7 protein-coding genes, 2 tRNA genes, 3 rRNA genes and 1 pseudogene are annotated in these 14,461 nt (G+C 55.8%); 7 read left to right on the top strand and 6 right to left on the bottom strand.

Annotated elements, in window-relative coordinates; genetic code table 11:
• The first annotated feature begins 317 nt into the window (after positions 1 to 317).
• The 5 genes from ORY85_RS06030 to rrf all read left to right on the top strand — a co-directional run bounded on the left by ORY85_RS06030 (position 318) and on the right by rrf (position 5,610).
• A 16S ribosomal RNA gene (locus ORY85_RS06030) occupies positions 318 to 1,858 on the top strand.
• Between the two features lie 113 nt (positions 1,859 to 1,971).
• Positions 1,972 to 2,048, top strand: a tRNA-Ile gene (locus tag ORY85_RS06025).
• Positions 2,049 to 2,065: 17 nt separating this feature from the next.
• Positions 2,066 to 2,141 (top strand) — tRNA-Ala (locus ORY85_RS06020).
• Between the two features lie 351 nt (positions 2,142 to 2,492).
• Positions 2,493 to 5,377: ribosomal RNA gene (locus tag ORY85_RS06015) — 23S ribosomal RNA — on the top strand.
• Between the two features lie 120 nt (positions 5,378 to 5,497).
• Positions 5,498 to 5,610: ribosomal RNA gene (gene rrf / locus ORY85_RS06010) — 5S ribosomal RNA — on the top strand.
• The 16S, 23S and 5S rRNA genes sit together here with 2 tRNA genes alongside, the layout of an rRNA operon.
• A 195-nt stretch (positions 5,611 to 5,805) precedes the next feature.
• Here rrf and ORY85_RS06005 read toward each other — a convergent pair.
• The 6 genes and pseudogenes from ORY85_RS06005 to hpnC all read right to left on the bottom strand — a co-directional run bounded on the left by ORY85_RS06005 (position 5,806) and on the right by hpnC (position 10,313).
• Entirely contained in the window at positions 5,806 to 6,504 is a 699-nt protein-coding gene (locus ORY85_RS06005) for a M48 family metallopeptidase (RefSeq protein ID WP_274570985.1), read from the bottom strand.
• 4 nt (positions 6,505 to 6,508) lie between these two features.
• Positions 6,509 to 6,658 (bottom strand): annotated as a pseudogene (locus ORY85_RS06000) (thiazole synthase); the annotation flags it as partial.
• 72 nt (positions 6,659 to 6,730) lie between these two features.
• The gene (locus tag ORY85_RS05995; protein WP_274572132.1) at positions 6,731 to 8,071 is read right to left on the bottom strand and encodes an aromatic acid/H+ symport family MFS transporter; all 1,341 of its coding nucleotides are present in this window, start codon (positions 8,069 to 8,071) and stop codon (positions 6,731 to 6,733) included.
• Positions 8,072 to 8,145: 74 nt separating this feature from the next.
• Positions 8,146 to 8,976, bottom strand: coding sequence for a shikimate dehydrogenase (locus ORY85_RS05990; RefSeq protein ID WP_274572131.1), 831 nt, complete (start codon positions 8,974 to 8,976; stop codon positions 8,146 to 8,148).
• Positions 8,973 to 9,431 carry a type II 3-dehydroquinate dehydratase gene (aroQ, locus tag ORY85_RS05985; RefSeq protein ID WP_274572130.1) on the bottom strand — a complete coding sequence of 153 codons (459 nt, stop codon included), beginning with the start codon at positions 9,429 to 9,431 and terminating at the stop codon, positions 8,973 to 8,975. The genes ORY85_RS05990 and aroQ overlap by 4 nt, the downstream gene beginning before the upstream one ends.
• 66 nt (positions 9,432 to 9,497) lie before the next feature.
• Positions 9,498 to 10,313 carry a squalene synthase HpnC gene (gene hpnC, locus ORY85_RS05980; RefSeq protein ID WP_274572128.1) on the bottom strand — a complete coding sequence of 272 codons (816 nt, stop codon included), beginning with the start codon at positions 10,311 to 10,313 and terminating at the stop codon, positions 9,498 to 9,500.
• A 283-nt stretch (positions 10,314 to 10,596) separates the two neighbouring features.
• Here hpnC and ribF point away from each other — a divergent pair, with 283 nt between their 5' ends.
• Complete coding sequence (gene ribF / locus ORY85_RS05975; RefSeq protein ID WP_274572142.1) at positions 10,597 to 11,520, top strand: bifunctional riboflavin kinase/FAD synthetase; 924 nt, start codon at positions 10,597 to 10,599, stop codon at positions 11,518 to 11,520.
• Positions 11,521 to 11,645: 125 nt separating this feature from the next.
• The gene (gene ileS / locus ORY85_RS05970) at positions 11,646 to 14,432 is read left to right on the top strand and encodes an isoleucine--tRNA ligase (RefSeq protein WP_274572127.1); all 2,787 of its coding nucleotides are present in this window, start codon (positions 11,646 to 11,648) and stop codon (positions 14,430 to 14,432) included.
• The last annotated feature ends 29 nt before the right edge of the window (positions 14,433 to 14,461 follow it).

The following is a 14,461-nucleotide window of genomic DNA, read 5'->3' as shown; positions in this document are numbered from 1 at the left end:
ATCCATATAAAATAGAGATTTGAAAGATTGACTGTCACGTTTTGGTAAAAAACCGGTTGGAGTGCTTGCATTTTTGTTTATGTGGGGGTATAGTGTTGTTCTTCGCTGCTTCTGCGGCGGGTTATTTTGGTTTGATTGAAAAAAGATTTTGACTTTTTTAAATTGCGTGCTAAAATAATCGTCTTTGCTCTTTAACAAACAGATTACCGATAAGTGTGAGTGCGCGAGCCTCACACTGCGACAAAAACAGACAGGATAGATTTATTTATCCTTGTCGGTTTCTTTGAAGCAGACCAGAAGTTAAAAAGTTAGAGATTGAACATAAGAGTTTGATCCTGGCTCAGATTGAACGCTGGCGGCATGCTTTACACATGCAAGTCGGACGGCAGCACAGAGAAGCTTGCTTCTTGGGTGGCGAGTGGCGAACGGGTGAGTAACATATTGGAACGTACCGGGTAATGGGGGATAACTAATCGAAAGATTAGCTAATACCGCATACGTCCTGAGGGAGAAAGCGGGGGCTCTTCGGACCTCGCGTTATTCGAGCGGCCAATATCTGATTAGCTGGTTGGTGGGGTAAAGGCCTACCAAGGCGACGATCAGTAGCGGGTCTGAGAGGATGATCCGCCACACTGGGACTGAGACACGGCCCAGACTCCTACGGGAGGCAGCAGTGGGGAATTTTGGACAATGGGGGCAACCCTGATCCAGCCATGCCGCGTGTCTGAAGAAGGCCTTCGGGTTGTAAAGGACTTTTGTCAGGGAAGAAAAGGGCGATGTTAATACCGTTGCCTCATGACGGTACCTGAAGAATAAGCACCGGCTAACTACGTGCCAGCAGCCGCGGTAATACGTAGGGTGCGAGCGTTAATCGGAATTACTGGGCGTAAAGCGGGCGCAGACGGTTTGTTAAGCAGGATGTGAAATCCCCGGGCTCAACCTGGGAACTGCGTTCTGAACTGGCAGGCTAGAGTGTGTCAGAGGGGGGTAGAATTCCACGTGTAGCAGTGAAATGCGTAGAGATGTGGAGGAATACCGATGGCGAAGGCAGCCCCCTGGGATAACACTGACGTTCATGCCCGAAAGCGTGGGTAGCAAACAGGATTAGATACCCTGGTAGTCCACGCCCTAAACGATGTCGATTAGCTGTTGGGGTGCTTGACACCTTAGTAGCGTAGCTAACGCGTGAAATCGACCGCCTGGGGAGTACGGTCGCAAGATTAAAACTCAAAGGAATTGACGGGGACCCGCACAAGCGGTGGATGATGTGGATTAATTCGATGCAACGCGAAGAACCTTACCTGGTCTTGACATGTACGGAAGAACTCAGAGACGAGTTTGTGCCTTCGGGAGCCGTAACACAGGTGCTGCATGGCTGTCGTCAGCTCGTGTCGTGAGATGTTGGGTTAAGTCCCGCAACGAGCGCAACCCTTGTCATTAGTTGCCATCATTTGGTTGGGCACTCTAATGAGACTGCCGGTGACAAACCGGAGGAAGGTGGGGATGACGTCAAGTCCTCATGGCCCTTATGACCAGGGCTTCACACGTCATACAATGGTCGGTACAGAGGGTAGCCAAGCCGCGAGGCGGAGCCAATCCCACAAAACCGATCGTAGTCCGGATTGCACTCTGCAACTCGAGTGCATGAAGTCGGAATCGCTAGTAATCGCAGGTCAGCATACTGCGGTGAATACGTTCCCGGGTCTTGTACACACCGCCCGTCACACCATGGGAGTGGGGGATACCAGAAGCAGATAGGGTAACCGCAAGGGGCCCGTTTGCCACGGTATGTTTCATGACTGGGGTGAAGTCGTAACAAGGTAGCCGTAGGGGAACCTGCGGCTGGATCACCTCCTTTCTAGAGAAAAGAAGAGGCTCGGGCACCCACACTTATCGGTAATCAGAGAATGCGGAAGAAGCAGGCCGTCTGAAAGAGTATCATTGATGATGACCGGTTTCTTTACAGGACATGGGTTTGTAGCTCAGGTGGTTAGAGCACACGCTTGATAAGCGTGGGGTCGTAGGTTCAAGTCCTACCAGACCCACCATCATACAGCAAGACACTGGGGGCATAGCTCAGTTGGTAGAGCACCTGCTTTGCAAGCAGGGGGTCATCGGTTCGATCCCGTTTGCCTCCACCACAAGCCTGCCGGATACAGACTTTACAAATCAAAGAAAGCTGCTAGAATGCGCAGCTTGCTTTTATTTGCGAAGTTGAAAAAACACCGCATCGATCTTTAACAAATTGGAAAGCCGAAATCAACAAACAAAGACACTGTCTGATTTGGTTTGAAATACTGATGCAACAGTATTTCAGGCGTAAAACAAATCGGAACAGAATTTGGGTGATGATTGTATCAAGTAGTTTGTGGAAGACAAAAGGCACAAACTACTCACAACAAAGCAGTAAGCTTTATCAGAGTAGAGAATTTAAGTTTTACCGGGTAGTCAACGCCGGGTAAGGCGAAGTCGAAAGGTTCTTCAAATGATAGAGTCAAGTGAATAAGTGCATCAGGTGGATGCCTTGGCGATGATAGGCGACGAAGGACGTGTAAGCCTGCGAAAAGCATCGGGGAGCTGGCAATAGAGCTATGATCCGGTGATATCCGAATGGGGAAACCCACACAGCAATGTGTATCCTGGTCTGAATCCATAGGACTAGCGAAGCGAACCCGGAGAACTGAACCATCTAAGTACCCGGAGGAAAAGAAATCAACCGAGATTCCGCAAGTAGTGGCGAGCGAAAGCGGAGGAGCCTGTATACGATAGCGCTTGAAATAGAAGAACGAGTTGGAAAGCTCGGCCATAGTGGGTGACAGCCCCGTATTCGAAATTTCAAGCGTGGTACTGAGTATACGAGAAGTAGGGCGGGACACGAGAAATCCTGTCTGAAGATGGGGGGACCATCCTCCAAGGCTAAATACTCATCATCGACCGATAGTGAACCAGTACCGTGAGGGAAAGGCGAAAAGAACCCCGGGAGGGGAGTGAAACAGAACCTGAAACCTGATGCATACAAACAGTGGGAGCGGACTTGTTCCGTGACTGCGTACCTTTTGTATAATGGGTCAACGACTTACATTCAGTAGCGAGCTTAACCGGATAGGGGAGGCGTAGGGAAACCGAGTCTTAATAGGGCGGATAGTTGCTGGGTGTAGACCCGAAACCGAGTGATCTATCCATGGCCAGGATGAAGGTGCGGTAACACGCACTGGAGGTCCGAACCCACGCATGTTGCAAAATGCGGGGATGAGCTGTGGATAGGGGTGAAAGGCTAAACAAACTCGGAGATAGCTGGTTCTCCCCGAAAACTATTTAGGTAGTGCCTCGAGTAAGAGACTGATGGGGGTAAAGCACTGTTATGGCTAGGGGGTCATTGCGACTTACCAACCCATGGCAAACTAAGAATACCATCAAGTTGTTCCTCGGGAGACAGACATCGGGTGCTAACGTCCGGTGTCGAGAGGGAAACAACCCAGACCGCCAGCTAAGGTCCCAAATGACAGATTAAGTGGTAAACGAAGTGGGAAGGCCCAGACAGCCAGGATGTTGGCTTAGAAGCAGCCATCATTTAAAGAAAGCGTAATAGCTCACTGGTCGAGTCGTCCTGCGCGGAAGATGTAACGGGGCTCAAATCTGTAACCGAAGCTGCGGATACCGTAAGGTATGGTAGGGGAGCGTTCTGTAGGCCGTAGAAGGTGCATTGAGAAGTGTGCTGGAGGTATCAGAAGTGCGAATGTTGACATGAGTAGCGATAAAGCGGGTGAAAAGCCCGCTCGCCGAAAGCCCAAGGTTTCCTACGCAACGTTCATCGGCGTAGGGTGAGTCGGCCCCTAAGGCGAGGCAGAAATGCGTAGTCGATGGGAAACGGGTTAATATTCCCGTACTTTGATTCAATGCGATGTGGGGACGGAGAAGGTTAGGTTGGCAGACTGTTGGAATAGTCTGTTTAAGCCGGTAGGTGGAAGACTTAGGCAAATCCGGGTCTTCATAACACCGAGAAGTGACGACGAGTGTCCACGGACACGAAGCAACCGATACCACGCTTCCAGGAAAAGCCGCTAAGCTTCAGTTGAATCAGAACCGTACCGCAAACCGACACAGGTGGGCAGGATGAGAATTCTAAGGCGCTTGAGAGAACTCGGGAGAAGGAACTCGGCAAATTGATACCGTAACTTCGGGAGAAGGTATGCCCTTTGACGTTAAGCCCTTGCGGTGTAAGCGTTGGAGGGTCGCAGAGAATCGGTGGCTGCGACTGTTTATTAAAAACACAGCACTCTGCTAACACGAAAGTGGACGTATAGGGTGTGACGCCTGCCCGGTGCTGGAAGGTTAATTGAAGATGTGAGAGCATCGGATCGAAGCCCCAGTAAACGGCGGCCGTAACTATAACGGTCCTAAGGTAGCGAAATTCCTTGTCGGGTAAGTTCCGACCCGCACGAATGGCGTAACGATGGCCACACTGTCTCCTCCCGAGACTCAGCGAAGTTGAAATGGTTGTGAAGATGCAATCTCCCCGCTGCTAGACGGAAAGACCCCGTGAACCTTTACTGTAGCTTTGCATTGGACTTTGAAGTCACTTGTGTAGGATAGGTGGGAGGCTTTGAAGCAGAGACGCCAGTTTCTGTGGAGCCGTCCTTGAAATACCACCCTGGTGGCTTTGAGGTTCTAACCCAGGTCCGTGATCCGGATCGGGGACCGTGCATGGTAGGCAGTTTGACTGGGGCGGTCTCCTCCCAAAGCGTAACGGAGGAGTTCGAAGGTTACCTAGGTCCGGTCGGAAATCGGACTGATAGTGCAATGGCAAAAGGTAGCTTAACTGCGAGACCGACAAGTCGAGCAGGTGCGAAAGCAGGACATAGTGATCCGGTGGTTCTGAATGGAAGGGCCATCGCTCAACGGATAAAAGGTACTCCGGGGATAACAGGCTGATTCCGCCCAAGAGTCCATATCGACGGCGGAGTTTGGCACCTCGATGTCGGCTCATCACATCCTGGGGCTGTAGTCGGTCCCAAGGGTATGGCTGTTCGCCATTTAAAGTGGTACGTGAGCTGGGTTTAAAACGTCGTGAGACAGTTTGGTCCCTATCTGCAGTGGGCGTTGGAAGTTTGACGGGGGCTGCTCCTAGTACGAGAGGACCGGAGTGGACGAACCTCTGGTGTACCGGTTGTGACGCCAGTCGCATCGCCGGGTAGCTAAGTTCGGAAGAGATAAGCGCTGAAAGCATCTAAGCGCGAAACTCGCCTGAAGATGAGACTTCCCTGAGGGTTTAACCCTCCTGAAGGGTCGTTGTAGACCACAACGTTGATAGGTCGGGTGTGGAAGCGCGGCAACGCGTGCAGCTAACCGATACTAATTGCCCGTGAGGCTTGACTCTATCATTTGAAGCACTTTGATGCTCAAAGATTAAGCTTACTGATGAAATACTTCATCACCAGTTGATTAAACAATAAATAAACGCAACAGCGTAACGGCTTTCCGGTTTGTACAGTTTATGTCTGGCGGCCATAGCGGTTTGGTCCCACGCCTTCCCATCCCGAACAGGACCGTGAAACGAACCAGCGCCGATGATAGTGTGGATGCCCATGTGAAAGTAGGTCACCGCCAGACACCAATTCAGAACCCCTGCACAATGTGCGGGGGTTTGCTTTTATGTGCTGCTTTATGGCGGCTTGCCCGGAAAATGAAATGGCAGACCGGGGAATGGGGGAGGGGGAGTAGGTCGGATACGGGTATCCGGCACGGTGCTGAATATCTTTCGATTCTCAAATATCAATCACCCCGTGTCGGATTCAAGAATCCGACCTACCAAGTAATATTTAAGGCCGGTTGGGGCAGAAACAGAAAACGGCCCTGCCGGCGAAGCCAGGCCTTTGCTGTTTCTCTATGCGGGGTGTGGCGGGTTACTTCCGTCCAGAACTGTGCGCTGTGGTTCGCATGGAGCAGATGGCACAGTTCGTGGATGCAGACATAGTCGCTCACCCATTCGGGTGCGCCGATCAGCCGCCAGTTGAGTTTGATGCCGCTCGGGCGGCAGACGCCCCAAAAGGTGCTTGCGCGGCTTAGTGAAATGCTTGCGGGATACAGGTCGAGTGTGCGGGCGTGGCGGTTCAGCTGCGGCAGTAGGACGGCCTCTGCCTGACGATATAAATGCTGTGTTAGGGCTGTCTGTCGGCTTGGGTAATCGGTTTCGGGCAGGTAAACGGCATCTCCGGTGATGCGGACATCGGGGGCGGCGTGTGTATGCAGCGGCAGTTTGCGGCCGAGATAGTAGATTTCAGACGGCCGCTCTTGGGGCGACGGGGTGCGGGACAAGACTTGGCGCAATGCGGATTCGTTGGCGTGCAGCCAGCGCAGGAGGGCAGGGTGCGACAGATGGGGCGGGTGGCTGATACGCAGGCTGCGGGTATCGTTGGGGCGCAGAATGATGTGCTTTCTGGCGCGCTGCGACAGCAGCAGGGTGATGGAGAGGCCGTCTGAAAAGGTGTAGGGCAACTGCTTCATGTGTTTATTCGGTGTATCCGCTGCTGTGCCAGAACGGTTGGCCGACGGTAGGGGTGCTGGCGCGTGCTTGGGCGCAGGCGGCAACCGGTGCCGACAGGTAGGCGCGCCGCCCGCTGTCGACGGCTTGGGAAAAGGCAACGGACATGTTGACCGGAGATTTCTTTGTAAGCCTGCGTGGCGGTTGTGTGCGGCAGGCCGTCTGAAATGGCAGGACGGCGCAGTAAGGCTACATGTTATGCGTTTTTTTGCGGTAGAGAATATATTTGATGTTCAAAGCCGCAGCGATGAGCATGGCCGGAACGGTCAGTGCCAGTGCGACGGTCGGGAAATTCCACCCTGCATTCAGCATCCATGCACCGGCAAAAGCCGAGATGATGGCACCGGTACGGCCGATACCGTGCATCCAGCCGTTGCCGGTGGCGCGCGCCGACAGCGGAAAGAAGTTGCTGGATAGGGCGTTCATGCCGGTTCCGCCGCCGTTGAATGCGGCACCGATGTAAAATGCGGTCAGACACAGCAGCAGGTAGTCGGTACCGAGGCTGCTCATCAAGACCAAAACGGCCGCGCCACTCAAATAGGAGAGCGATAAGATACGGTGCGGCTCAAAGCGGTCCATCAGCCAGCCCAGCAGTACCGAACCCAGCGGACCGCCCAGTTGGAACATGGCCGAAATGATCGATGCCTGTTCGAGGTTCATGGCCGATTCCCGCAGCATGGTGGGCATCCAGCTGCCCAGCAGGTACACCAGAAAGAGATGGCTGAAATAGATGAGCCACAGCAGCAGGGTGCCGCTGCGGTAGTGGGGATTGAGTACGGTTTTGACCGGATTTCGGCCGCCTGATGCTGCGGGGGCAGAGGGAATGCTGAATGTGCTGTGTGCGGTGGTGCTGCCGGGCGCGCAGCGTTCGACGATGGCGCGCACGGTTTCCCGCCTGTCGCCCCGGTACACCATAAAAGCCAGGGATTCGGGCAGCTTGAATAACATAAAAATGCTCAACAGCATCGGCAGTACGCCGCCGAAAACAAAAACACTTTCCCAACCCCATTTCGGAATCATCCATGCCGCCAAGAAACCGCCGCCTGCCGCACCGACGGTAAAACCGGCAAATACAACCGTTACCAGCAGCGCACTGTGGCGTTGCGGCGAATATTCTTTGGCCAGTGTGGCAGCCATCGGCATAATGCCGCCCATGGCAAAACCGGCGATAAAGCGTTTGGAGATCAAATGCCAGATTTCGGTGGAAAACGCAGCCAGCAGCGTAAACAGGCCGAAAGTGAATACACTGGCAATCAGTACTTTGCGCCGCCCGAAGCGGTCGCCCAGCGGGCCTGCGGTCAGGGCGCCGAAGGTCAGCCCGAACAGGGCGGCACTGATGACCGGAGCCAGTTCGTTATTGCTCAACTGCCAAGCTTCGCGCAGGGAAGGGGCGACAAATCCCATAATCACCACATCGAAGCCGTCCATGACCACAATCAGAAAACAGAGGAAAATGACCAGTTTCTGATACAGGCTGATGCCGCGGCTGTCGAGCAGTGCGCGGACATTGATTTCATGGTTTTGCGGCATAGTTGTTCCTCAATTCCGAGAAGGGTGTTGTGGTTTGGCGGCAGAAGGCCGTCTGAAAAGCTTGCCGGTGCGCTTTATGCCAAACGGGCCACGCTGCGCAAATGTTCCGCCGTTGTTGCCGGCAGTCCGAAATAATCCAGATAGGCGGGAATCTGCTCGAACAGCATATCGGTACCCGTCAGTACCGTACAGCCTCGGCCGCGTGCGGCATTCAGGAAAGCGGTTTCACTTTGCAGAACAACATCGCCCACCAGCGCGGAAGACGGAATGCGGGCTGTGTCCAAAGGCATGGCATCGCCCGCATTCATGCCCAAAGGCGTGGCATTGACCACCCAGCCGCAATCCGACGGATTGCTGTTTCCGGTTTCGACGGTAAGTTGCGGATAGTGTGTTTTCAGACGGCCTGCCAATGCTTCGGCGGCAGCCGAATCGACATCGAATAGGCGCAAACCGGCCACACCTGCCGCAGCCAGCGAAGCGGCGATTGCCGAACCCACACCGCCGCAACCGGCCACCAACGCCAGCTTGCCCGAGGGGTCGAACCCTTTGCGCTGTGCGCTGCGTACAAAGCCTTCGCCGTCAAACATCTCGCCTTCCAGCGTGCCGTCAGCGGCACGCCGCACGGCATTGCACGCACCGGCAATTTCGGCCGTGCGGCTCAGACGGCCGACCAGTGCCGCCGTCGAAACCTTATGCGGCATAGTAATCAGAGCGCCGATGACATTGCCGCAGCCGAACAGGGCGTGCAGAAAATCGGGGTATTCGGGTGCCTGCGAGGCAAACGGTACAACCAGCGCATTGATGCCGGCCGCTTCAAAATACGGGTTGTAAATCATCGGCGATTTAAAGGTAAACGTCGGAAAGCCGATGTGTGCGATGACTTGTGTGCTGCCGTTGATGTTCATTTGCCGGCTTCCCGAGCAGAACCAAGCGTCTGCGCCCAATAGCGCAGTGCCGCTTCGTAACCGTAAACCCCCAAGCCGACAATCACGCCGACAGCCCGGTCGGACAGATAAGAATGATGGCGGAACGGTTCGCGTTGATGCACATTGGAAATATGCACTTCGACAAACGGAATGGCTACGCCCGCCAAAGCATCGCGCAGGGCGATACTGGTGTGGGTGTAGGCACCCGCATTGATGATGATGCCGTCCACCCCCTCATCGCGCGCCGCGTGAATGCGGCCGACCAAATCACCCTCGCAGTTGCTCTGGAAACAGCTGACCGCCAGTCCCCATTCGTGCCCCTGCGCCACCGCGCCGCGTTCGATATCGGCCAGCGTGGTGCTGCCGTAAATCTGCGGTTCGCGCGTCCCCAACAAATTCAGATTCGGGCCGTTGATGATTAAAATTTTCTGCATAAACCGCTCTTTCCAATTTTTCGAAATATCCTGAAAACGCCGTAGGCCGTCTGAAAAACAGGGCTGCTATTTTTTCAGCAGCGCGCGGCGGAACATGACCGCCCCGTCTTTCCAACCCAAAACCGGCCGCCGGCGGAACACATCGTATTGCACACCGTCCAATTTCTGTAAAACCAGCAGGCCGCCCACCACAATCATGCGCAGCTCGAACCCTGCCCGTCCGCGCAGCGTTTTGCCCAGCGGCGAACCGGCTTTCAGTATCTTGAACGCACGGCCGCATTCAAACGCCATCAGCCGCTGAAACGCCGCATCGGCACGTCCTTCGGCAAGGTGCGCTTCGGTTACGCCGAAACGCGCCATATCTTCCTGAGGCAGATACACCCGGCCTTTCTGCCAGTCGGCTGCCACGTCCTGCCAGAAGTTGATGAGTTGCAGTGCCGTGCAGATACCGTCGCTCTGTGCGATGCTGACTGAATCGGTCTGCCCGAACAGATGCAGCATAATCCGTCCCACCGGATTGGCGCTGCGGCGGCAGTAATCCGCCAGATCGGCATAATGCCGGTAACGCGTAACCCGGACATCTTGCCGGAAAGCCGACAGCAAATCGTAAAACGGTGCCAAGGGCAGGGCAAACGGCCGCACGGCTTCATCGTCCAGCCGCCGCATCAGAGCCGAATGCGGCTGCTCCCCTGCGGCGATACGGTCGAGGTCGGCGGCCAACGCGCCCAGTGCCGCCAACCGTTCCTGCGGCGGGGCGGAACCTTCGTCGGCCAGATCGTCCGCATACCGCGCAAAGGCATAAACCGCGTGTACCGGCCGCCGCAGACGGCGCGGCAGCGCCAGCGAACCCACCGGAAAATTTTCGTAATGATCGACAGACATCGCATCAGGCCGTCTGAAAACGGGTGTGAACGGAAAACGGGATGATTGTAACAAAAATTTAAGAAGAAGCAGACTATGCGTCCGGCAGGATCCACCGTACCTGCTGCGCTTGCAGCGCGGTGCGGGATACTGGCGCACCATGCCTGCCGGAACCCGGCCGTCTGAAAACCGCGTTTCCCCGTTTTCAGACGGCCTTTTGCGTTTTTGCATTCCGCAGCGGGTTTATTCAGGCCGTGAATCTGTTTACAATAATGCCTTTTTGCCTGACGGCGATGGATGGATGATGGACATCTGGTTCAACCGCAGCACCGTGCCGGATTTGCTGCCGGGTGCGGCGGTGAGCATCGGCAATTTTGACGGCGTGCATACGGGACACCGGCATATTTTGCAGAAATTGAAAGCGGAGGCTGCCGCCCGCAGTCTGCCTGCGGTGGCGGTGGTGTTCGAACCGCAGCCCAATGAGTTTTTTGCCCGCCTGCGCGGCAGCACGCCGCCCGCCCGCCTGTCGCCGCTGCGCGACAAGCTCGGCCTGTTGCGTGACAGCGGCTGTGTCGATGCGGTGCGCGTACTCCATTTCGGCACGCCGTTTGCCGCGCAGCCCGCGCAGCGGTTTATCGACACGGTATTGCTGGCCGAATTGAACACGCGTTATCTGCTGGTGGGCGACGATTTCCGTTTCGGCTGCGGACGCGAAGGCGGTTTCGATTTATTGCAGGCGCAGACCGCGTTTGTTACCGAGCAGACGCCGAGTATTCTGGTGGCGGGCGAGCGTGCCAGCAGTACGGCGGTGCGCAGCGCGTTGCAGGCGGGGCGGCTGGACCGTGCGGCACAGATTTTGGGGCATGATTATGTCCTCAGCGGGCGGGTGAAACACGGGAAAAAGTTGGGGCGGCAGATGGGCTGCCCGACGGCCAATGTCCACCTGCCGCCGCATCATTATGCTTTGAGCGGCGTGTTTGTGGTGGAGGCGGCGGGGCGTTTCGGCCGCCGGAGGGGGGTGGCCAGTTTCGGGCGCAATCCGACGGTAGAGACCGACGGCGGGCAGAAACTGGAAGTCCATATTTTCGATTTTTCCGGCAATCTTTACGGCGAGCGGCTGACGGTGCATTTTCTGCACAAGCTGCACGACGAAGAAAAGTTTGCCGATTTGGACAGTCTGCGCCGCCGCATTCATGCCGATATGGTGCTGGCGCGCAACTGGCGTTAAATCCGCCGCCAACCGATAATTTAATTCGGTTACAATGCTTCCATTTTATCGATATACCGTTTTTCAGACGGCCTTTTCAGACAGGCCGTCTGAAAAACGGTTCAAACTCTTTGTTGGGAAAGAACATGACTGATTACCGCCAAACCGTCAATCTGCTGGATACGCCGTTTCCGATGCGCGGCGATCTGGCCAAGCGCGAACCGGGCTGGATCAAAAGCTGGTATGAGCAGAAGCGTTACCAAAAACTGCGCGAAAAAGCCGCCGGCCGGCCGAAATTTATCCTGCACGACGGCCCGCCTTATGCCAACGGCGATATCCATATCGGCCATGCGGTCAATAAAATCCTCAAAGACATCATTATCCGCAGCAAAACGCTGGCCGGTTTCGATGCGCCTTATGTGCCCGGCTGGGACTGCCACGGTCTGCCGATTGAAGTGATGGTGGAAAAGCTGCACGGCAAAGAGATGCCGATGGCGCGTTTCCGCGAACTGTGCCGCGAATATGCCGCCGAGCAGATTGCCAGACAAAAGCGCGACTTTATCCGTTTGGGGGTGTTGGGCGACTGGGACAATCCGTATCTCACCATGAATTTTAAAACCGAAGCCGATACTGTGCGCACGTTGGGTGAGATTTATCGGGCCGGTTATCTCTATCGGGGCGCGAAGCCCGTCCAGTTCTGTCTGGACTGCGGTTCGTCGCTGGCCGAAGCCGAAGTGGAATATAAAGACAAAGTATCGCCCGCCATCGATGTGGCGTACCGGTTCAAAGACAATGCCGCGCTGGCGGCCGCGTTCGGCCTGCCCGAGCTGGCAGGCGAGGCTTTCGGCGTGATTTGGACGACTACGCCGTGGACACTGCCGGCCAGCCAGGCCGTTTCGGCCGGTGCCGACATTGTGTACCAACTGACGGACACGGCCAAAGGCAAACTCGTACTGGCCAAAGATTTGGCTGAAGACGCGCTCCAACGCTACGGCTTGGCAGACGGCGCGCGCGTATTGGCCGAAACCGCCGGTGTCAAACTGGAAAACCTGCATCTGGCGCATCCTTTCCTGGACCGCGATATTCTGCTGCTCAACGGCAGCCACGTCACCACCGAAGCGGGTACCGGCCTGGTACACACTGCCCCCGCACACGGTGTGGAAGATTTTCTGGTCTGCAAACAATACGGCATCGAACTGTACAATCCGGTTAATGCCGAAGGCCGCTATATTGCCGAAGTGCCGCGCGTGGCGGGTCTGACCGTATGGGCGGCCAATGACGTGATTATCGAATGGCTGGCAGAAAATGCGCGCCTGCTGGCAAGCGGCAAAATCGAACACAGTTACGCCCACTGCTGGCGGCACAAAACCCCGCTGATTTACCGTGCCACCGGCCAATGGTTTATCGGTATGGACAAAGCCGGTACGGCAGGCAATACGCTGCGCAACCGTGCGTTGCAGGCTGTGGACGATACCGAATTTTTCCCCGCGTGGGGACGCGCGCGTTTGCAGGCAATGATTGAAGGCCGCCCCGACTGGGTGGTGTCGCGTCAGCGTTTCTGGGGTACGCCGATGACGTTTTTCGTCCATAAAGAAACGGGCGAACTGCACCCCGATTCGGCCGGACTGCTGGAACAAGTGGCGCAGCGCATCGAAGAAAAAGGCATCGAGGCTTGGTTTGCACTGGATAAAAGCGAGCTGTTGAGTGCCGAAGACTGCGCACAATACGACAAACTGACCGACACAATGGACGTTTGGTTCGATTCGGGCAGCACCCATTTTTCCGTACTCAAACAGCGTGAAGAGCTGGCCTGGCCGGCGGATCTGTATCTCGAAGGCAGCGACCAGCACCGCGGCTGGTTCCAGTCGTCCATGCTCACAGGCTGCGCCACACTCGGCCGCGCGCCGTACAAACAATTGCTGACGCACGGTTTTGTGGTCGATCAGAACGGGCGCAAAATGTCCAAATCCATCGGCAATGTGGTGGCACCGCAGGAAGTGTACAACGAATTCGGTGCCGATATTCTGCGCCTGTGGACGGCCGCAACGGACTATTCCGGCGAACTGGCGATTTCCAAAGAAATCCTCAAACGTGTAACGGAAAGCTACCGCCGTCTGCGCAATACGCTGCGCTTCCTGCTGGCCAATCTTTCCGATTTCAACCCGGTGGAAGATGCCGTACCGCAGGCCGATATGGTGGAAATCGACCGCTACGCGCTGGTGATGGCGCGTCAGTTGCAGGAGCGTCTGGCGGGCGATTATTATCCGCGCTATGCCTTCCATCTGGCGGTACAGGATATTGTGAACTTCTGTTCGGAAGACTTGGGCGCATTCTATCTGGATATTCTGAAAGACAGACTCTATACCACCCGTGCCGACAGCCACGCCCGCCGCAGCGCGCAAACCGCGCTGTACCACATCACGCGCAGTCTGGTATTGCTGATGGCGCCGATTCTGTGCTTTACCGCCGAAGAGGCTTGGGCGATTATCGGCGGCGGCGAAGAGGACAGCGTCCTGTTCCATACGCTGCACGAATTCCCCGCCATGCCCGCAGCCGGTGAAGCGGAGCTGGTGAAAAAATGGCAGGCTGTACGCGAAGTGCGCGCGGCGGTAACGGCGGCCATCGAGCCGCTGCGTGCCGATAAATCGCTGGGTTCGTCGCTGCAAGCCGAAGTACGCATCGCCGCACCTGCCGACCAGGCGGTCTACCTGCGTGCATTGGGTGCAGAATTGCGCTTCGCTTTGCTGGTGTCCCGTGCCGAAGTGCGTGAAGCCGAAGCGTTGACCGTCGAAGCTGTTGTCAGTGGCGGTGATAAATGCGAACGCTGCTGGCATTATACCGACGACGTGGGCAGTACAGCCGGACACGAAACCGTTTGCGCGCGTTGTGCGGACAACATCGACGGTACAGGCGAGCAGCGCGATTATGTCTGAGATTTAAGGTCTGGCCGACTGCGTCATCA

The organism is Neisseria leonii (assembly GCF_028776105.2).
GTDB classification, from domain to species: Bacteria; Pseudomonadota; Gammaproteobacteria; order Burkholderiales; family Neisseriaceae; genus Neisseria; species Neisseria leonii.
This window is presented reverse-complemented; position numbering and strand designations above follow the sequence as displayed.